This is a genomic window from Sporolactobacillus caesalpiniae, assembly GCF_040513385.1.
Taxonomy (GTDB): Bacteria; Bacillota; Bacilli; order Bacillales; family Sporolactobacillaceae; genus Sporolactobacillus.
Genome location: NZ_JBEVCB010000003.1, coordinates 109,205 through 129,826 on the forward strand (window position 1 = coordinate 109,205; position 20,622 = coordinate 129,826).

19 protein-coding genes are annotated in these 20,622 nt (G+C 45.6%); 9 read left to right on the forward strand and 10 right to left on the reverse strand.

Translation table 11 applies throughout. The features are described from left to right. Positions 1–101 precede the first annotated feature (101 nt). Positions 102–2,486, reverse strand: coding sequence for a phosphoketolase family protein (locus tag ABWW58_RS06665; protein ID WP_353868385.1), 2,385 nt, complete (start codon positions 2,484–2,486; stop codon positions 102–104). A 387-nt stretch (positions 2,487–2,873) separates the two neighbouring features. On the opposite strand from ABWW58_RS06665, the gene ABWW58_RS06670 reads away from it, so the two are divergent. From ABWW58_RS06670 to ABWW58_RS06680, 3 genes are all read left to right on the forward strand, one after another. Next, positions 2,874–3,593: an LbetaH domain-containing protein gene (locus tag ABWW58_RS06670; protein WP_353868386.1), complete on the forward strand. Its 720-nt coding sequence runs from the start codon at positions 2,874–2,876 to the stop codon at positions 3,591–3,593. Between the two features lie 238 nt (positions 3,594–3,831). Beyond that, positions 3,832–4,785, forward strand: a complete 954-nt coding sequence (gene msrA, locus ABWW58_RS06675) for a peptide-methionine (S)-S-oxide reductase MsrA (protein ID WP_353868387.1) — start codon at positions 3,832–3,834, stop codon at positions 4,783–4,785. Between the two features lie 88 nt (positions 4,786–4,873). Further along, the gene (locus ABWW58_RS06680; protein ID WP_353868388.1) at positions 4,874–6,109 is read left to right on the forward strand and encodes a DUF2075 domain-containing protein; all 1,236 of its coding nucleotides are present in this window, start codon (positions 4,874–4,876) and stop codon (positions 6,107–6,109) included. Positions 6,110–6,149: 40 nt separating this feature from the next. Here the strand turns inward: ABWW58_RS06680 and ABWW58_RS06685 are convergent, their stop codons facing one another. After that, the gene (locus ABWW58_RS06685) at positions 6,150–7,127 is read right to left on the reverse strand and encodes a LacI family DNA-binding transcriptional regulator (protein ID WP_353868389.1); all 978 of its coding nucleotides are present in this window, start codon (positions 7,125–7,127) and stop codon (positions 6,150–6,152) included. A gap of 192 nt (positions 7,128–7,319) precedes the next feature. Then, a complete protein-coding gene (locus tag ABWW58_RS06690; protein WP_353868390.1) occupies positions 7,320–8,657 on the reverse strand; it encodes an amino acid permease in 1,338 nt (445 codons plus the stop codon). Positions 8,658–8,849: 192 nt separating this feature from the next. Between ABWW58_RS06690 and ABWW58_RS06695 the strand changes: the two genes are divergently transcribed. Genes ABWW58_RS06695 through ABWW58_RS06705 form a run of 3 tightly spaced genes read left to right on the forward strand, consistent with a single transcriptional unit; the run spans position 8,850 to position 10,959 of the window. Then, positions 8,850–9,482 carry a YhbD family protein gene (locus ABWW58_RS06695; protein ID WP_353868391.1) on the forward strand — a complete coding sequence of 211 codons (633 nt, stop codon included), beginning with the start codon at positions 8,850–8,852 and terminating at the stop codon, positions 9,480–9,482. Between the two features lie 29 nt (positions 9,483–9,511). Continuing rightward, on the forward strand, positions 9,512–10,237 hold the full coding sequence (locus ABWW58_RS06700) for a hypothetical protein (RefSeq protein WP_353868392.1): 726 nt from the start codon (positions 9,512–9,514) through the stop codon (positions 10,235–10,237). A gap of 23 nt (positions 10,238–10,260) precedes the next feature. Further along, complete coding sequence (locus tag ABWW58_RS06705) at positions 10,261–10,959, forward strand: polymer-forming cytoskeletal protein (RefSeq protein WP_353868393.1); 699 nt, start codon at positions 10,261–10,263, stop codon at positions 10,957–10,959. A gap of 60 nt (positions 10,960–11,019) precedes the next feature. Here the strand turns inward: ABWW58_RS06705 and ABWW58_RS06710 are convergent, their stop codons facing one another. Further along, positions 11,020–12,096, reverse strand: a complete 1,077-nt coding sequence (locus tag ABWW58_RS06710) for an RNA-guided endonuclease TnpB family protein (protein ID WP_353868394.1) — start codon at positions 12,094–12,096, stop codon at positions 11,020–11,022. A gap of 6 nt (positions 12,097–12,102) precedes the next feature. Then, entirely contained in the window at positions 12,103–12,195 is a 93-nt protein-coding gene (locus ABWW58_RS06715) for a helix-turn-helix domain-containing protein (protein WP_353868395.1), read from the reverse strand. 243 nt (positions 12,196–12,438) lie between these two features. On the opposite strand from ABWW58_RS06715, the gene ABWW58_RS06720 reads away from it, so the two are divergent. Next, positions 12,439–12,951, forward strand: coding sequence for a DNA-deoxyinosine glycosylase (locus ABWW58_RS06720; RefSeq protein ID WP_353868396.1), 513 nt, complete (start codon positions 12,439–12,441; stop codon positions 12,949–12,951). Between the two features lie 12 nt (positions 12,952–12,963). Here the strand turns inward: ABWW58_RS06720 and ABWW58_RS06725 are convergent, their stop codons facing one another. Beyond that, entirely contained in the window at positions 12,964–13,329 is a 366-nt protein-coding gene (locus ABWW58_RS06725; RefSeq protein WP_353868397.1) for a DUF4181 domain-containing protein, read from the reverse strand. A 23-nt stretch (positions 13,330–13,352) separates the two neighbouring features. Beyond that, positions 13,353–14,939 carry an amidohydrolase gene (locus ABWW58_RS06730; RefSeq protein ID WP_353868398.1) on the reverse strand — a complete coding sequence of 529 codons (1,587 nt, stop codon included), beginning with the start codon at positions 14,937–14,939 and terminating at the stop codon, positions 13,353–13,355. A gap of 257 nt (positions 14,940–15,196) precedes the next feature. On the opposite strand from ABWW58_RS06730, the gene ABWW58_RS06735 reads away from it, so the two are divergent. After that, the gene (locus ABWW58_RS06735; RefSeq protein WP_353868399.1) at positions 15,197–16,381 is read left to right on the forward strand and encodes a pyridoxal phosphate-dependent aminotransferase; all 1,185 of its coding nucleotides are present in this window, start codon (positions 15,197–15,199) and stop codon (positions 16,379–16,381) included. Positions 16,382–16,664: 283 nt separating this feature from the next. Further along, positions 16,665–17,471, forward strand: coding sequence for an outer membrane protein assembly factor BamD (locus ABWW58_RS06740; protein WP_353868400.1), 807 nt, complete (start codon positions 16,665–16,667; stop codon positions 17,469–17,471). 276 nt (positions 17,472–17,747) lie between these two features. Here ABWW58_RS06740 and ABWW58_RS06745 read toward each other — a convergent pair whose 3' ends face one another. From ABWW58_RS06745 to ABWW58_RS06755, 3 genes are read right to left on the reverse strand one after another with little or no spacing between them, the layout of a single operon-like run. Continuing rightward, positions 17,748–18,692, reverse strand: a complete 945-nt coding sequence (locus tag ABWW58_RS06745) for an NAD-dependent epimerase/dehydratase family protein (protein ID WP_353868401.1) — start codon at positions 18,690–18,692, stop codon at positions 17,748–17,750. Positions 18,693–18,716: 24 nt separating this feature from the next. Next, positions 18,717–19,376, reverse strand: coding sequence for a hypothetical protein (locus tag ABWW58_RS06750; protein ID WP_353868402.1), 660 nt, complete (start codon positions 19,374–19,376; stop codon positions 18,717–18,719). Then, positions 19,369–20,604, reverse strand: a complete 1,236-nt coding sequence (locus ABWW58_RS06755; protein WP_353868403.1) for a glycosyltransferase family 4 protein — start codon at positions 20,602–20,604, stop codon at positions 19,369–19,371. Before ABWW58_RS06755 ends, ABWW58_RS06750 begins: the two co-directional genes overlap by 8 nt. Positions 20,605–20,622 lie beyond the last annotated feature (18 nt).

Consider the following 20,622-nt stretch of genomic DNA (forward strand, 5'->3'; position numbering starts at 1 on the left):
AAATATGTGTACTTGTATTATATATGGAGCCTGAGTAGGTGGCAATAAAATAAAATCCCTCTAATCAAACGGCTGATTAGGGGGCAAGAGAATAACGCCATTTAGTTTAGCGGCGTCCATTTCCAATCGGCTACTTCCGGCAGGTCTGCACCTTCATCGCGAATGTAGCGATTGTGTTTGGCAATCATACGATCCATCTGCGCGATGAACGCGTCACCTTTTTCCGAGAAACGCGACTGCAAAGTGATTGCGGTTTTGGCTAAGTGAAAACGATCCAAGTGGTTCAGCACACGCATATCAAAAGGTGTGGTAATATCCCCGTTTTCACGATAGCCATGCACGGTCAGATTCGTGTTGTGGCGACCAAAGAACAGATCCTCAATCAAGTCTTCATAGCCGTGGAAAACGAAAAGGACCGGCTTATTTTTTGTGAAATAGTGGTCGAACGATTCATCGGACAACCCTCTAGGACTTTTCTTCGGGCTTTTCAGTTTCAGCAAATCCACCACATTGATGAAGCGGATTTTCATTTCAGGGAATGCCTGGTGAAGCAGGTGAACTGCAGCGAGGCTCTCCAATGTCGGCTCGGTGCCGGCACTGGCCAAGACAAGATCCGGTTCTGATCCTTGGTCGGTGCTTGCCCAGTCAATGATCCCGAGTCCGTTGTCGACCAGTTCCGATGCTTCCTCGATAGAAAACCATTGCGCGCGCGGGTGCTTGGATGTTACGACCAAATTGATCTTATCGCGGCTTCTAAAAATTTTGTTTGCAACTGCGAGCAATGTGTTTGCGTCTGCCGGCAGATATTCACGAATAAAATCATGCTTCTTCTCCGCAAGATGGGTGAGCATGCCCGGATCTTGATGCGTGTAGCCATTATGGTCCTGCTGGAAAACGGTAGATGACGCGATAAGATTTAATGATGGATAAGATTTTCTCCATGCGAGTTCACTCGCTTTGCGCAGCCACTTGAAGTGTTGCGTGAGCATTGAATCGACCACTCTCAGGAACGCTTCATAGCTTGCAAAAAAGCCATGGCGGCCGGTCAGTGTATAGCCCTCGAGCCAGCCCTCTGCTTGGTGTTCAGACAATTGTGCATCCAGAACGCGACCGGACGCAGCGACAAATTCATCGCGAGGTTCATCAATTTCGCCCAACCATTGCCGATTGGTCACTTCAAAAACAGCTCCTAACCGATTCGAGGCGGTTTCGTCAGGACCGAAAATGCGGAAGTTAGTCGGATTGAGCGGAAGGATATCGCGAATATAGTCGCCAAAGATGACCATATCTTGAGCGACCTGTTTGCCCCGCTCTTTGGTGTCGACGGCGTAGTTTCGATAATCCGGAAGGCGCAGGTCACGCGGATTAATGCCGCCGTTTGCTATTGGATTGGTCGCCATACGCTTAGGCCCTTTAGGGATTATTTGAACAACATCGGATTTTAACGTGCCATCCGAATTGAAAAATTCTTCCGGTTTATAGGATTTTAACCAGTGCATCAGGTCATCGATATGTTCCATGTGCTGTTGATCAACAGGGATCGGGATCTGATGCGACCGAAACGAATCTTCAACCGGCTTGCCTTCCCAGACTTTCGGACCGGTCCAACCCTTAGGACTCCGGAAGATAATCACAGGCCATTGAGGCATCGTCGCATCGTTATTTTTTCTGGCATTTTTTTGAATGCTAATAATTTTTTCGATGGCTTGATCCATGGCTTCGGCCATTGCCGGATGGACAAGTTCCGGATCACTGCCTGCGACAAAGAAAGGATCCCAGCCCATGCCTTCAAAATAATGCTTTAGATCCTCATCGGATGTTCGAGAGAAGAGGGTTGGGTTGCTTAATTTATAGCCATTAATGTAAACGATGGGTAGAATTGCTCCGTCATGAATGGGGTTAATAAAATGATTCGAGTACCACGAGGCGGCAAGCGGCCCGGTTTCGGCTTCACCATCGCCAACCACAACAGCGGCAATTTGATCAGGATTATCCAAAATGGCGCCGACGCCGTGAGAGATGGAGTAGCCGAGTTCGCCGCCTTCATGGATGGATCCTGGTGTTACCGGCGCTGCGTGCGAAGCAACCCCGCCCGGCCAAGAGAACTGCTTAAATAATCGCTGCATCCCTTGTTTATCCTGAGATATATCCGGATAAATCTCGCTGTAGCTGCCGTCAAGATAGGCGTTGGATACCATGACTTGCCCGCCATGTCCCGGTCCTTCAATATAGAACATGTTGACATCGTACTTGTTGATGACTCGATTCAAATGCGCATAAATAAAATTTTGCCCCGCAATCGTGCCCCAATGTCCGATCGGATGCACCTTAATATCGTTGGGTACAATCGGGCGGTCGAGAAGCGGGTTGTCCTTCAAGTAAATCTGTCCGACTGATAGATAGTTGGCAGCGCGCCAGAATTTATCCACTTTATCCATGTAGCTCTTTGATGAATAGTCCGGCCCTTTTTCTGTTGCTTCATGCATGGTGCAGCACCCCTTCTATAGAAAAAATAATTTTGTCCGATCAGATAACAGGCATCTAACTATAGTATTCGTTATGCAAAGGAAAAAAATAAGAAGAAAGAGAAAATGCGCGGCTTTCAATCGTATTAATTGCAATTATCTCATAAATGAGCGGGGATGTCAGAGTATACAAAAGTAAATGTGCCCATGAAAACGAATTTCTTTGTCGGCAAACAATCACGAAAAATCTACAAACCGCTTAAGGTAATAGCTATAATGGTAAAGGGGCATTATGGTACCCAACAGAACCCTGATCGATGTACCGGCCCTTTGTCCGCAACTGCATGTGCAAAACCCAAAAATATGTAAAGCTTGATGGCTGATCATTAAGTATTGGAGGTTATTTAAGTGAGTGTTGAGCAGCTGAAACTGAGCTATTTTTTTGAGAATACGGAAAACTTTGCTGTTCCTGAAGTCTTTGAAGGTGTTGCGTATCCTTGGGAAGCGTTAGAAAAAGCAACGCAAATTATTGAAGAACGGGTTGAAACGAAAAATCTGAAAGTTAATGAAGGCAGTTTAGCTGAAGGCAGTTATCTGCATGGTAATTACTCGATTGGCAAAGGCACACAGATCCATTCGCAGGTTACCATTGAAGGACCGGTCATTATCGGGGAGAACGTAACCATTCAATCGGGCGCACTCGTTCGTCCCTATACGATTATCGGCAATAACTGCGTCATCGGTCACGGATGCGAGGTTAAGCATGCCATCGTGGGGAACGGTGCGAAGGTGCAAAGCTTTACTTTTGCCGGCGATTCAGTGCTGGGCCAAGGTGCGCGTGTCGGTTCGGGAACGATTATTGCCAACCGCCGCTTCGACCAAGGCATCATCGGTGTCAAAGTCGGTGACACGTATACGAAATTCGGCACCGATTTCTTCGGCTGCGTGCTCGGTGATTTCAGCAGAATCGGTGCCAACTCGGCGACGCTGCCGGGCACATGCATCGGACCGTATACTTGGGTGTTCCCGCTGACGCGTGTGCGTGGATTTGTCCCGAAGGAAACGCGCGTGTCAACGAGTAAAGAGCTTGAGTTTACTCCGAATAAGAAAATGAAGTTGAAGCCGTAAAAGGTGAAAGAGTAGACTATGATGAGATGTGGAGTGTTCCCGATTGGGTGCGCTCTTTTTGTTTTTGCGAGCTTGAGGCTGCTGACGAATGGAACTGCCGATAAATGACATGCATAGTTGCTTTAGCTACATAAGGAGCAATTCTGCTGTTACATTTCGTGATCTGGTTTTGGGAATGCTATAATTAACTCTAACCGATTTCACGTGAACGAATGCGCTCTATATTGGGGGGATTTGAATGAGTCGAACGGAAAAAGCGACATTTGCCGGCGGTTGTTTTTGGTGCATGGTACAGCCCTTTGATCAAGAACCCGGAATCATCGACGTTCTGTCCGGCTATACGGGTGGCCAGACGGAGAATCCGACCTATAGTGACGTATGCGGCGGCAGTACCGGTCACACAGAAGCCGTTCAGATTACTTTTGATCCGGATATCTTTCCTTACGAAAAATTGCTGGAGCTCTATTGGCAGCAGATTGACCCGACTGATCGCAAAGGACAGTTTCATGACCGCGGATCTCAATATCGGACAGCGATCTTTTACCATAATGAAGAACAGAAGGCGCTTGCCGAAGCGTCAAAGAAAGCACTTGAGCAGAGTGGGCGCTTTCGGAAACCGATTGTGACAGAAATAGTTCCGGCAGAAACTTTTTATCCGGCAGAGGACGTTCATCAAAACTACTATCGCAAGGATCCGATGAGTTATCGGATTTACCGGCAAAACTCCGGCCGGGAGGATTTTATTGCGAAGCACTGGAGCGTCAAAAAGGATCGCAAGCAGCTCAAGGAAAAGCTGACGCCACGTCAGTATAAGGTGACCCAGGAGAAGGGCACAGAACCGCCGTTTCAAAATGAGTACTGGGACAATAAAAGACCCGGAATCTATGTAGATATTGTTTCCGGTGAGCCGCTGTTTTCGACAATCGACCAGTATGATGCCGGCTGCGGCTGGCCAAGTTTCACCCGGCCAATCAGCACCAATCGTATGATGGACGTACCGGATCACACATTCGGCATGTTTCGCACTGAAGTGCGCAGCAAGCTTGGTGATTCGCATTTAGGGCATGTATTTCCTGAGCCTTCAGTCCCGACCAAGCAGCGTTTTTGCATCAATTCCGCTGCGCTGCGATTTATCCCGAAAGAAGATTTGGAAGCCGGCGGTTACGGCGAGTATCGAGCACTTTTTAAATAGAATGATGCACAAAGAGCGGTCCCGGGACTGCTCTTTTTTTCTTCAAGAAACTCGTCTAAACTGAAGAGGAAAAAGGAGCGGTTGATTCATGTTGCAAAAGAACGCGGATGAACAGGATTACAACCAGGCGGTAGTTAAGCTTTCGCCGTTTAAAAAACTTTCCGCACAGCAAGTACAACTGAAGCAAAAAATTGAAGCGTTTTGCCGAGCGCATATAAAAAATGACACACCGGGGCTATTTATTATTCACGGTGATGCGGGAACCGGTAAAAGCGTGGTGCTCAGCTCTATTTTTAATGAGGTTCAGAACGTTTCACGAGCAGGCAGCGCTGCCGATCCGCTTCTACATACGAGCAATTACCTCATTGTCAATCATCCGGAAATGATCAAGCTGTACAAAGAAATTGCCGAGCAGCTGCCTCATGTTCAAAAAAAGGATTTTGTCCGGCCGACAACCTTCATCAACCGGATGCAAAAGCAAGGGGCGCGAGCGGATGTGGTGTTCATCGATGAAGCGCATCTCTTGCTCACCAAGAGTGATCGATACAACCGATTCAACCAAGACAATCAACTTGAGGAGATTCTGAAATGCAGCCGTGTTGTTGTGATGGTCTTTGATGAAAAGCAGGTTTTGAAGTTAAAGAGTTACTGGAATGAGACGTATGTGCAGGCATTTAGGGAACGGATTCCAAGCGAGATTTTCTACCTAACGAATCAATTCCGTGTCCGGGCAAATGCTGATGTTTCCGAATGGATTCACGCATTTGTTCATAAAAAAGTTTTGCCGCTCCCGAAGAAACAGTCTTTTGATTTTCGTATTTTCGGGGATGCGGGTGAACTGTATCAAGCAATCAAAGAGCGAAACGACCACTACCATCTTTCACGATTGACCGCAACCTATGACTATCCCTATTCGCTGGACGGCAACGATCATTATATTGATGAGCCGAATTTTCATATGCGGTGGGACCGTTCGAAACCCACTGAGAAACAGGCGTGGGCGGAGCGCGCCGATACGATCGACGAAGTGGGCTCTGTGTACACAGTTCAAGGATTTGATTTAAACTACGCGGGTGTGATCCTCGGTCCTTCCGTAACGTACGACGAGGACAATGATCAGATCACCATTCGCATTGAAAACTATGAGGACGGCGCCGCATTCGTGAAGCGTGATGACTTAAAAAACCTTGAAGCGATCAAGGAGCAGATCATTCTGAATTCAATCAACGTGCTCATGACTCGAGGTGTCTGCGGACTTTATATTTATGCCAGTGATCCGAACCTGCGTCACAGGCTTATGCTGCTGCAAAAAGAAAGACGCTGAGCATAAAGCCCAGCGTCTCAATGGTGCATTCAGAGTGAAGTTACGCTTTCCCGCGTCTTAGCGTCACCGGTAGACTATAATTTTTCTTAATGTCGCTGAATTGGTTATTTATTTCTTTTAACAAAAGATCAACAGCCAGTTGCGCCATTGCCCGAAGAGGCTGGACGATCGTGGTTAGTTCCGGAACACAGGTGGTGACTGTTTCCGTTCCGTCAAAACCGACGATACGGATATCTCTCTTCATTTTTCTAACCATACTGAGCGCGATTGCTGCCGTCATATCATCACTGATGAACATGCCGTCAATAGCTGGGTTTTGCGCAAAGATTGATGACAAGATTTGTATCTTCGCTTCTCGATCAAATGGATAGTCAAGTTCATAGGTTTTAAAAGGGAGCCCATGCTCTTTCATTACATCTTCGTAGCCTTTTCTCCGCTGCAAGCTAGATGGAGCTTCTTCACACGGCACGCTGTTGATGTGGATGATCTTGGTGAGCCCTTGATTAAGCAAATCTTCAGTGGCAAGCCGCCCGCCCCCGTAGTTATCGCTGCTGACGACGGCAATCGTATCTGAAACTTTACGGTCAATCGCGACAATGGGCAGGTGCGCCCGCTGGTAGGTTTCTATACCAATGTTATGGGCACCGACAATCATGCCGTCCACTTGATTGGCAAGAAGCATATCCAGATATTTTTTCTCTTTCTCTGCTTGATCCATTGTATTGCATATGAGTACCTTGTAATTTTTCTCGGATAGTATATTTTCAATTTGAAAGATCAGTTCGCCATAAAAGGGATGACCAGTAGTTGGAAAAACGAGACCGATAAAATGGGTCTTGCTGACAAATAAAGAACGTGCGATCTCGTTTGGGTGGTAGTTCAATTGCGCGATCGCGTCGTTTACTCTGCGTCTTGTCTTATCGCTTATCGCTCCGCGGTTGTTCAGCACACGCGAGACAGTTGTTGGCGAAACGCCGGCAAATCTTGCTACATCTTCTAGTTTCGGTTTTCCTGCCAAAATCAAAATCCTCCCCATCAGTCACGAGTGTATGGTATGAAATAAATTACTTTATTTCCACCTTTTACAAGTATTATAGCTTAATTGCCATAAAAGCAATGCATATCCTCACATTTTCCAACGCTGGAAAATAATGAGAAAAATAAAAAGTTCCTGCATAAACACACAGGAACCTTTTATAATCAGCAAAGTTTATTTTTTACGACGCATGAGGTATGCACTGACAAGGATCAGGAACCAAACCGGTGTTACGAAAAGCGCGACACGTGTATCGGCAGCCAGACCGATCAGTACGAGAAGAAATACAAAGAACACGAGAACTACCCAGTTAATGAAAGGAGCAAGCGGTGCCTTGAATTTCGAAGCGGCTGCCAGTTTAGGACGCTTTTTCAAATAAATGATATGCGAGACAAGGATAATTCCCCATACCCAAATAAAACAAATGGCGCTGATGCTGGTGACGAGTGTAAACACGAAATCCGGCAGAAAGTAGTTCAGCACAACACCTACGGAAAGTGCCAGCGTGGAGCTGATCAATGCGGTGCTTGGCACTGAGCTTCTTCCTAAAATAGAGAAGCTTTTCGGCGCGTTGCCTTCACGTCCGAGTGAATAAAGCATGCGGCTTGTCGAGAAAAGACCACTGTTGCATGCAGAAGCAGCTGACGTCAGGACAACGAAATTGATAATACCGGCGGCCGCGGGTATGCCGACCAATGTAAAGACCTTCACAAACGGACTGTTATCGGCACTCAATTGTGTCCATGGAATGATGCAGAGAATGACAAATAAGGCGCCAATGTAAAAAAGAAGGACACGAACAGGAAGACTGTTGATTGCACGCGGCAGATTCTTTTCCGGATCAGCGGTTTCTGCAGCAGTTACGCCGACAAGCTCAATGCCGACGAATGAGAAGACGGCCATTTGGAAGCCGAGAAAGAAGCCGTTAATGCCGTGCGGGAACAAACCGCCGTATGACCACAAGTTTTGTATCGAAGCATGTCCCGTGTCCGTTTTGAAACCAACAACGATCATAACTAACCCGAGAACAATGAGCGCGATAATCGTGATCACTTTAATAATCGCAAACCAAAATTCAATTTCGCCAAACATTTTTACAGTAAGCAGATTTAAGATAGTTAGAACAATCAAGCAAAGAAAGGCAGGAATCCATTGCGGAATGTTGAACCAGAACTGCATGTATTTTCCCACAGCGGTAATATCAGCCATGGCGGTCATAATCCAGCAGAACCAGTAGGTCCAACCGGTCACAAAGCCGGCCCATGGGCCGATATACTCGACCGTGAAATCTGTGAATGAAGCGTAACCGGTGTTCGACAGCAGCAGTTCACCAAGTGAGCGCATGACAAAAAACAAAGCGACACCAATAATGAGGTAGGCGAACAAAATGGATGGACCGGCAAGATGAATTGCTTTTCCGGATCCCAAGAAAAGACCGGTTCCGATCGCGCCGCCGATGGCGATTAGCTGAATATGTCTGTTTTTTAGTTTTCTTTCTAGCTGTTGTTTCACTACTTCATATCCTTTCTGTTTGCAGTCTCTATTTTTTGTATATCTTCCAACGTTTATGTAAGAAGACAGTGTTTTTTCATTATAACAAATAAAGCAAGGAATTTAGCGTGATAATGTGAGAAAGCATTTATTTACATCGTAACAGTGTTATGTTATATTGGGGGCGTCATAAAAGAGAGGAAGGAAGATCTTATGGAAGAGCAATTAATCGCAAAAAAGGATCTTCTGGAGTTGACCGGTATTTCCTATGGGCAGCTCTACCGTTGGAAAAGGAAGCAGCTGATTCCAGAAGATTGGTTTATCAGAAAGTCGACATTTACCGGTCAGGAGACCTTTTTTCCAAAAGAAAAAATACTCAAACGCGTTCAAACGATTTCTGAAATGAAAGATACGCAGTCGCTTGATGAGCTGGCGGAGCGATTTTCTCCTCAATCGGTCACAAAAATCATTCTATCCGAACAAGAATTGCTTGACCGAAACATTGTTTCGAACCTTACGTTGCAGATTTATAAAGAACTCGTACCGCATAAGCAGAACTACCCGTTTGACGCTGTTCTTGCGTTATTTCTTCTCGATCAGATGTTAAAAGACGGACGAATGAATCGCACCGAGGCAAGGGATTTGCTCGATGTGCTCACAACGAACAGTCATAAAGTTTATGACAAGAACAGCTGTCTCTATTTTATTCGAAAGATGGGTGTTTCAATGGTTCTCCTTGCAGCGGAGGATGTTGCCCTCTATTTTGATGATGGGGTGAACGTGATTGAGGCGCAATCCATTTCCTCAAGTATGGAGGCACTGAAAAGGTTGATTGAACGAAATTAAGAGGAGAAATTCAAAGGAGGATTGCGAGAATGATTCATGAATCAAAGCAGAATTTAAAAGTTATGGGTGAAACGCAGTCAAACGGCGGCACATTTGACAAGGTGAGCATCATGGGTGAATGCAGCGTTACCGGTTCCATCGAAGCAAACACATGCAAGGTGATGGGGGAATGCTCAGTATCTGAGGATCTGTCCTGCGACTATTTTCGAAATATGGGCGAGGTGACCATTGGAGGAAGGCTGGCTGCCGCGGAATCACGCTTAATCGGCGAGACGCATGTGAAAGGGGACTGCGCACTCCAGCAAGCATCGATCTATGGCGAATTGTTCGCCGCTCGGAACCTTACAGGTGAAGAGATGAAAGTGCGCGGTGCACTCCATGCAGAAGGGAATGTATCATTGGAAACACTAGATATGCAAGGCGGTATTAACGTTGAGGGGTTGCTGAATTGTGATGCCATTGATATTGTTCTTAAATTTAATACGCAAAATTATGTGAAGGAAATTGGCGCAGGACATGTGTCGGTCAAAAGACGACGTACGCTATTCAATACCGCACTGACGAATATGTTTCGCGCGGAAACGATTGAAGGCGACCGTGTCTCTCTTGAATACACTGAGGCAAAAGTGGTTCGCGGCATCGACGTTGAAATCGGTGAGGGATGTACGATTGATCGTGTTGAGTATTCAGGTTCTTATAAAACAAGTGGTAAGTTTACGGTTGGTCAAGCTGTTCGATTGGCGGATGAAAACTAACTAGTGAAGCGGAGGATCTTCAGATGATTGAGGAGAAGAAAAATCTATCAATTTCTGGTTCAGGCACTGCACCGGGGGGATGCTATGAAGACGTCAGAATCAATGGAAGCGGAAAAATTCACGGTGATTTGATTTGCAGCAGCATTGATATTAACGGATCAGGACGTATTGGCGGAGATGTCAAGGCAGCGCGTGTTATGATCAGCGGTTCAGGGGTGATTGAAAAACAGTTGATTGCGGAGTCGCTGACTATCAATGGCACATGCCGGGCAGAAGGAAATGTCTCCGGGGAGCGCATTCAGATCAACGGAAGGGCGAAGGTTCTTGGAAGCGTTCATGGGGATAACGTACGCGTCGCAGGAATCTTGTCGGTTGGCGGCGATTTAGAGGGCGAGGAGATCGTTTCGGAAGGGCCGCTCACCGTAGGCGGGCTCTGCAGCGCTGAGCGGATTGACATCACGTTATCCGGTCACACCTCACGTATTAAAGAAATTGGATGCGGTACGTTGATGGTTCACCGCCGGTTTACGCATTTCTTTTTTGACCAGCTTTTAAGCGCATTCGGCTGTAAAAAGTTGTTTGTGGATTCTATAGAAGGCGATGAAATCTATCTTGAATACACGGAAGCAAAAGTAGTCAGGGGTAATCATGTCACGATTGGTCCCGGCTGCTCCATCGGCCGTGTCACTTATAAAATGCACTGTGAACTACATCGGTACTAAAGTACCGAGCTTCTGGGAACACTGCTTACTTACTCCTGATCTTTCAATCAGGAGCAGAGGTTACAGTTCTTTACCAAGGCTTATACCAAGCCCAATGTTTAAGATGTTTTTCGCTGCATTTATGTCGCGGTCATGATGTGTTTGGCACGAAGGGCACGTCCATTCCCGGATGTCTAACGTGTGTTTCCCATCATCACGCCCACAATGAGAACAGATTTGTGAGGTTTTGTGGGGATTAACAACTACTAACTTCTTCCCATACCAAGCACATTTGTACTCAAGCATCCGGCGTAGTTCCCGCCAGGCTTGGTTTGCGATTGCCCGTGCCAACTTGTGATTGTGCAGCATGCTTTTGGTTTTCAAATCTTCGATAACAAGCACATCATAGTTTTTCACCAGCTGCGTCGTGATGTGATGTAAATAATTCTGGCGTTGATTCGCGATTTTTTCATGAAGTTTAGCCACCATTAACTTAGCTTTTTGAACGTTCTTAAAGTCGGAAAGCTGCCTTGGATGGAGCACTTGATTGTGTTTGTCCCAAGCCATTTCTTTTTCCGCTCGCAATCGTCTTCGGGCGAACTGTTTTTCCCAATAGCGCTTCTTTTGGGCGAGCTCTTTATCAAAACGAATGCTGGGGAATTTAGTGCCCTCCGAACCGATGAGCAAATCACTGACGCCCATATCTAAGCCGATTTGCTTATTTGTTTTATCAAATGCTTGGTTTTCGCATTCGACAAGTAAGACGGCATAGTATTTGCCAGTAAACGATTGTTTGATCGTCACTGATTTAATGGTATCGGGGATGGGTTTTCCTGTTTTAAAACGCATCACGCCCAGTTTGGAGTATTTCATGTAATGGGGTGCGACCTGCCTGATGTTCTGATTGATGCATTTCGATTGATAGGATTGCTTTAAAAACTTCTTTGACTTGAACTTTGGGAACCCGCGCTTCTCTTTAAAGAATTTTTTATAGGCCTCAATTAAATCATGATTGGTGGCCTGAAGGCTTGTACTTTCTGCTTCTTTTAACCAGGGGAATTCGCTCTTCAATGCCGGAAGCAAACGGTTTAAGTCATAGGCATTTAAAAATTTGGCTTTCGAATTATTATGATACCGCTCAATCAGCAGGTTCAGCATTTGATTTCAAACAAAACGATTATAGCCAAAGTTTAAGTGAATCATTACTTTCTGTTTTTCGTTTGGATAGATACGTACTTTAAGTCCTTTTAAGGTCATGGATTCACCTCTTTTATAGTTTGATTATAGCACATATGTTCGTTTTTGGCAACGATTCAAATAGTTACCAAACAAAGGACGGAGACCCTAGACACTGATTCATCTCGGTAATGAATGGCCGAGTTTTCTCAGGATGGTCTCCTCTATAAAAAAGATGAAAAAGCAGTTGTTCAATCGGCAGTCAAAGAATAACCATTGATTAACTACCGGCGTATCCTTCGCCATGATAATAAGGAGAATAAGATGGAAGCAAATGAACGTATTTACTCAATGCCTCACATTATTGGGGAAGATGCCCGAGTTCTCATACTAGGTTCAATGCCCGGCCGAGAGTCTTTGGCAAAGCAACAGTATTACGCCAATCCGAGAAACCAGTTCTGGATGATCATGTACGCACTCTTTGATAAAGAATATGATCAGCCGTCCTATGAGGAAAAGGTTGATTTCATTAAGATACATCGGATCGCTTTGTGGGATTCAATTCACTATTGCGTTCGCAAGGGCAGTTTGGATTCGGCAATTAAGGACGAAAAGCCAAATGATGTCGCTGGCTTGTTGAATGCTAACCCCGGAATACGAGTAATCGCCTTTAACGGCAGTAAGTCCTTTGCCGTTTTTAAAAAATATTTTAAGTTGGTGATTCCACCGACCATTGAATTACTTAAAATGCCGTCAACCAGCCCAACACCTTCTCGTTATCCAAAGTCAGTGGATGAGAAGATCAACGATTGGTCACAAATAAAAAAATTCTTATAGAATAACACTGCCTCAGAGTGGAAGGATGCGCATCGCGCTAACAGTGCAAAAGAAGATGATTAAATAAATGGCTGAGAACAGGAAAAGAACATATCTTTTTTTCTCACGTTCGTATTTCCATTCCATATAGGCGCGAAACCCATTGAGAACAGGGAGATAGGCAATGAGACCATAGATCGGATGTCTAAAAAGGCCTGAGGTAATAAGAAAAAACAGAGCCAAAATGATTTCCGTTCGGTACTGGAGTTTATTTATGTGGTGATAGGTCCAACCATAGTTCTTTGCGACCACGTATTTTTTCTTCAAGTAATGATCAAAAAACAGACCAGCAACAAAGAAAATGATGCCGGTAATAAGAAAAGGAACTAGTCTGTCCATTGTGCACACCTCTTTATTGGATCTTACTGTTCAAAAACAATGCGCTCGTTCACAATCGTTTTCCGAACCTTTATGCCCGGCAAATCCGCGGTATCAATTTGAAAGGGGTCTTGATCGAGAACGGTGAAGTCGGCAACTTTTCCGATGCTGATAGTGCCGCGCGATTCTGAATGCGCGCAGGCGTCGGCACTGCCGGAAGTATATAAGGCAATTGCCTCAAACACGGTTAATGCTTCTTTAGGAAAGTAGCGTTTGCCGTTTAAATCCGCACGGCAGGTTCGGGTAACAGCTGCATGAATGCCAAGCATAGGGTTCGGTACTTCAATTGGCGCATCACTGCCCCCGGCAATCGTAAAGCCGCTGTCTTGAATCGTTTTCCAGGCAAAAGCAAGAGGCGGGTAATCCGGTCCGAGCACCTTGAGTGCCCAGGGCATATCGCTGCTCATGAACTGTGGTTGACTATCAAAAACAAGCGGCATCCCGTGCGCTTCATCTAACATATTCGGACGGAGCCACGGTGTGTGAATCATGCGATCCTTTTGCCCAAGCAGCGGCGGATATTTTTTTAAAACGCGAATAACATTTTGAAATGCGCGATCACCGATCATATGCACGGCGACCGGCAGTTTTGCCGCACGTGCTTGTCGCACAAGATCCTCGAATTCTTTATCACTGTGAAATTGCAGGCCGTAGTTGTTCGGCTCGCCTTCATAGGGTTGCGTCATGAATGCGGTATGAGAACCAACTGTTCCATCGTAGAAAATTTTCATCGCGCCAAGTTCGACAAAATCACTTGCCGTTTTGAGGGATTCGGGCGTATTCAGATAAGCATTAAGTTCCTTGTGATGGACGAGCAGATGAGCACGAAACGGGAACTGTTCACAAAGCGCGTGGCGGAATGCCTGAACGGTTCCTTCCAGGCCGTTAAAGTAATGAAGATCTTCGGAATGCGCGCCGGTCAGGCCTTTTTTCCAAAGGTCTTGAACAGCGATCTTCAAAAGACGTTCCAACTCGGCAGTACTTTCGGTTGGAAATCGTTCGATAGCGAGCATTGAGGCCTCATCCCGTAATACGCCGGTCGGGAATCCCGCGCTATCAAGGTCAATCTTGCCGCCACCGGCAAAAATCTGATGGCGAGTCAGCCCGATTTTATTAATGAACGGGCTGTTCACGCTCACGGTATGGTAGTCAATCCGACGTACGAGGATCGGATGCGTATCGCTGATCGGGTCGAGGTCCTCTCGCGTCAAGAGCTGATCACTGTCGCTCAAATTGTTGTCGTCATAGCCTTCGACAAACAGCCATTCTCCGTTCTTCAAGTTCGCCGAACGCTCGGCGATTGCCATAAGACAAGCCTTTTTTGTCTTGTATCCTGAGAGGTTCAACCGATCCAGGGCCTGCCCATACCAAAGTAAATGAAGATGGCTGTCGACAAATCCGGGGAAGACGATGCCGCTTTGAAGATCGACAGACTCTGCCTTCTGTTCGTGGGCAATTGTCTGCGCTTGCTCATCGAAAGCAATAATTTTTCCATGATCCGTAAGTACGCAAGCAGCGGTTTCGCCGGGCTTGTTCATAGTATAGAATGTACCGTTTTTCCACAATTTCATTTCAATTGCCTCGCTTCTATTCAGCTGACTAACCGTGAATTTTCAAAATCGTTTATCCTAAACATACGTTAAAATCAGCGTAATCACAATAAATCAATTGTATTTACTACTTTTTTGATTAAAGGTGCTAGAATCGTTCTTTGGATCTTCATAGAAATTGTCCACCAATATAGGTATAATAGCAGTACTGCAAGCCGAATGGCGTCACTCTGCCGCTATGCTAAGAAAAGGTCTACGAAAAAGAGAGGGATTACTTTATGATTGTTGAAGAATTTAAGCAAATGCTCAGTCAAAAGTCAGTCATTCGAGAACTGTCTGAATATGCCACGGAACGAGCGAAACAAATTGGCTACGAAAATGTTTTTGACTATAGTCTTGGTAATCCGTCCGTGCCCGTACCCCAAGCATTTACCGATAAACTGGTGGGACTAGCCTCAAGTAACGACTCGATGGCTGTGCACGGATACAGCCCAAGCCTTGGTATCACCTCAGTTCGTGAAAAGGTTGCCGCCTCGCTTTCGAGAAGATTCGGTGTTGACTACAAAACAGAACATATTTTCATGACATCCGGCGCAGCCGGCGCTTTGGCACACGCAATGCGTGCTGTGGCGACAGCTGGGGATGAAGTGATCACGTTCGCGCCCTATTTTCCGGAATATACGCCATACGTGCATGGGTTAGGCGCTATTCTAAAAGTAGTTCCGCCGGATACGGAAACGTTGCAGATTAACTTTGAAGCATTTGAGCGCATGTTCTCCCCAAAGGTCGCAGTGGTGCTGATCAATACGCCGAACAATCCGTCGGGTGCCGTTTATTCGACCGAAACGATTAAGAAATTAGCTGCCTTTTTAGCGCAAAAGGAGAAAGAATATGGTCATGATATCTATTTGATTTCCGACGAACCGTACCGTGAAATTGTTTTCAATCATGTAGATGCGCCATTTGTCGCTAAGTATTACACACACACCATCACCTGCTATTCTTTCAGCAAGTCGCTGTCTCTGCCAGGTGAGCGCATTGGCTACGTCGCTGTCAATCCGAATAACCCGGATGCGGCTTTAATCGTGAACATGTGCGGCCAAATTTCTCGCGGCATCGGTCATAATTGTCCGCCGTCATTGATCCAACTCGCCGTAGCTGAAGTGATCGATATGACTGCCGATTTATCGGTATACGAAACGAACATGAACATCCTGTATGAAGGTCTGACAAAACTAGGTTTCTCGTGTGTGAAGCCTGGGGGCACGTTCTATATTTTCCCGAAGGCATTGGAGGACGATGCAGTTGCGTTCTGCAAGCGCGCGTTGAACTATGATTTGATCCTTGTACCGGCAGACAGTTTCGGCTGCCCAGGCTACTTCCGCATGGCCTATTGCATCCCGACGGAAAAAGTAGAGCGATCCCTTGCCGCATTTGAAAAACTTGCGAAGGATTATCAGTAATCGCTCCATGTGTTGACAAACGAAATCATCATAAAGCTCCGGTTTAGAAGGATCAGGCAGCAATGCCTGATCCTTTTCGATTCTGTCTGCAGGATTCGTAAGACTGCTCAGCTCTTTTCATTGCATTGGTTTGGCAGTATTCGCGGATCAAGAGGCAGGCTGGAGCGGTGTCTCTATTGGCTCCGATACGCATACATCAATTGTCTGGCTGTTTGCCTGTTAATACGTGCACGAAATGCGGCGATAAACAGAGAAAGAAGTCAAAAAAAGGAGAAAACATGATATGATAGAGATGTTACAACGTCACTCGAAACTGGAGGCAGGCATGAAAAAAACACTGTTAATTTTATTTGCGATTGCAGCCCTTGTCTTGAGCGGCTGCGCTAATCAAGAAGACAATGCATATGAACAGGCAATGAAAAAAGGACAGGCTGCTCTTGTCTCTAAGGATTATGATGCTGCGGCAAGTTATTTTAAAAAGGCTTTGACGTATAAGAAAAAGGATAAGAAAGCAACACGATTAGCGGCTCAAACCACAAATTTTCTGGTTGCTAAATCGGTGACGGATCATCCGGAACAAGCCATAAAAGCATTGAATATGGTCATTCTTCAAAAAAATGGATCAGGCATATTGAGAAAAGATGCAAGGGAGTTAAGAGAACAAGTGATAACGGCACAACAAAAGAATGCTGAAAAAACGTCATCCAATCAATCTTCCCAGAGCTCCTCGGAATCATCATCCGGCAGTTCGCCTGATACGCAAATGAGCAGTTCAGATGATTCATCATCGGTATCATCTTCTTCCGGTTCATCCGCGACTTCATCCAACAGCTCGGGTGTTGCGGTGTCTCAGGAAAAAGCAGAGACAGCCGTGATTAAGGCAGCCGGATATACGCCGGATGAAGTCTATGTAGACACGACCGACAATGGTACCTATTATTCAATGGAACTGCGTGAAAATCATACAAATGACAGTGCGGCGGATCCTAATACCGCTCCGTCCGCCGGATTTTTCCGCTATTACAAAGAGTCAGGGAAAATCACGCAGCTCGATCTTCTGAGCAACTCGTATAAAGATGTGAATCATTGATCGGACCATTTGCAAGATTAACGGGACTCGTATGCGCTATGAGTGAAGTGAAGAGTTTATACTTATTGTGCCTTCGCCAAACCCTTAGGCGAAACCGTCGATGCACCGGACAAGGTCGGCCTAGGTCCGGTGTATCATCTCCTCAAGCGGGTAAAGGATTGTACCAGTGAAAAAAGACTTGCCGGATTATTGATCCCGGCAGGTCTTTAGTTTATACAACAAAAACGTATCAAAGCTTAGCGGAAGCCAGCATAGGCGAGACTTCGCCAAGTTTGGCTAGTCACAATTCTTGTCTCTGTTCCTCTTTTTATTCAGTACTTCTGCCTCATACGTTTCTCGTAATCCATCTACGATATCGTATGACGGTACAAAGTTCAGTAATTTTCTCGCTTTCCCGTTATCCAAACAGCTGTGCCGGATATCTGCGGCTTTCGCGTCAAGATAGATGGTCTTGGGTTCTGATCCATACACGTTCCGCAGGTGGTTAATCAACTGGTTGATGGATGTCGTTTGAGCGGTACTTGCATGAATAATTTCCCCATCCCCGTGATTGATTGCGGCAAGATTTGCTTTAACTATATCCTTCACATAGATAAAATCACGGGTCTGATTGCCATCGCCATAAATTTTTAAGGGTTCACCTTTTTTTAATTGATTTAAAAAGATGGCAATAACCCCGCCTGCTTCTTCGGCGGCTTTTCTGGGTCCAAAAACATTGGCATATCTGAGAATGGTGTAAGGAAGTTGATAAATTCGACTAAAAAGCCGGATATAAGACTCCTCCGTCAGTTTTGACAACCCGTAACAGGATATCGGTGCTGTCGGATCTTTTTCTGATACTAGATCCTTTTGATTTTCACCATAGACGGCTGCTGATGAGGCGAAAATAAACTTTTTGGTTTGGGCAAGACAACACCCATCCAGAATATTGATAGTTCCGTCAATTGTGAGTTCAGTATCGTTATTCGGTGTCTGTACGGAAGCCGCCGCTTCTGCTTGATCCGCTAAATGGAAGACCACATCAGGCTTGATGTGTACAATCATATCTTTAACCTCCGGGTTCGAGATGTCCATCACGTGCAGAGTGGCGCACGGGTGAATATTTTCGATACGGCCAGAGTGCAGATTATCAATAATGTGAACGTCATCGCCGCGGTCAATTAAGGCATCCACAAGATGAGAGCCGATGAATCCCGCACCGCCTGAAACAATTGCTTTCATCATGCTCCCTCCCTCAGTTCATAATTACTTTATGAAAACAAATTTATAGTGGTCGTTTTGCGTAACGTCATCCTTCCGTTCAGCAGGCTTAATAATCTTCTTTTTTGATTGCAGCGGTGTGATGCGGAGTGCTGGGTCAGATACCGCTTCCTGCTTGGTACTGTGTTCGTTCCGATCTAACGATGAAATGTGCGCAAGTTCGGGAGTGACATTGGGTGTGAATGGTTTTATACGGCTGATGTGTTGCTTGGTCGGCTCAGACGGTCGGCTCGTTTTTTTTATGAACGGTTGAGACAGTGTACGGACGGTCGGATGCGTTGTCTTTATTTTGTTGAGAACCGGGGAATCATTGTGCTGCGGTTCTTCTTGTATCGTTTCATGCTGGTTATAGATGTCTGTGACAATTTTTAGTGTTTCAAGATCCGGCAGTACGTAATTCGTTGGAAGCAAATGAACAATTTTCTCAAAAATGGGTTTCGACATGAAAATCGTTGCGTCCCGGGGCGGAGAAGCAAATAGTGAATGCGTGTCTTCAATGTTTAAAAGAGTAGGATTAGTACGTTGCTCACTCATAAAGTCAGAAATGTTGCTTGGTTTCTTCCCCCGTGCCTTTTTCCAAAGATCGGCAACCTTCCAATAGCAGACGAGAAAAATATACTTGAAGAATTCAATCAGCTTATACAAGCTTCTCACCCTTTCCTTTGGCGTATATGGCCTGAAGATAGATGTTCAGAAGATCCTGAGTGCCTCGATCAATTGACCAGTGTGTCAAGCCCCACTTTCGAGCATTAATTCCGAGTTTTTTTCTTAACTGGTCATCAGAGAGAAGTTGGTTGATCGTACTGAACAGAGCGTCAGCGTTTTCTGGCGGCGTCAACATGCCGGTCACGCCATGCTGAATCATTTCCAAGATTCCACCGACATTGCTTGCAATAACCGCTTTGCCCGCTATTTGTGCTTCGATCACCGACAGGGGCTGGTTTTCGATCAATGTCGGCAGAACAAGCATATCTGCTTGATTGAGCAGACTTGGCACATCCTCTCTTTTTCCTAAAAATCGAACGGAATCACCTAGGCCAAGTGACAGCGCTTGGCTTTTGAGTTCCGACTCTTTTTCACCAGTACCGACGATCCAGCCTACCCAATCGTTTCTAATCTGTTTCAGTTTGGCAAATGCATCGATGAGATAATTGACTCCTTTAAGTTCGACGAGCCGTCCAGTGTAAATAATGACTTTTTTATCCTTTGGTGCCTTAAGTGTTGCCTCTTGGTGTACTTTTTTAATGAAGGCCTCAGTATCAAAACCGTAATGCAGCACTCTAAGCTGATCTTTCGGTACGTGGAACTCGTTGGTCAGCATCGTTTGCAACCACTGATTGCAGACGATGGTTGTGTCTGCCGATACGGCTCCGTCATGTTCCAATTTATCGTAGTACGTTCTGGCGAGATAATCCGTTGCCGACTTGTGAACGCTTTTCAACTGACGTCTGATCTCATGGGCAACTGATCCGTGCAGGGTGGCAATTAATGGTGTATTCGGATCTTTGATTCGGCTCATTGCAACGGTTGAGAGCACATCTTGAGTGTGGATGATGTCGTAATCCTTAACACCGAAATAAGAGGCGCTCAATTCATATACATAACGCTGCATCTCTGTCCATTTCACTAAGAAATTAGCATGCATTGCTGGATAATTTTCTTGCGTAAAATGGGTATCGATTAACGGAGTGACTTTCTCTCTTGACAGAACCAATCCTTTATTGAACACTGTGACATTAAGGTTGGATTGATCATAGCCAAGCAGATCAACTTCATGACCATACGACTCCAGCTTTTTTTTCAGCTGGGTCATATATTGCCAAACTCCGCCCACATGGGGAATGGACCAGTAAGTGGCTAGCAAAATTTTCATTTTCCGCATCTCTCCTAT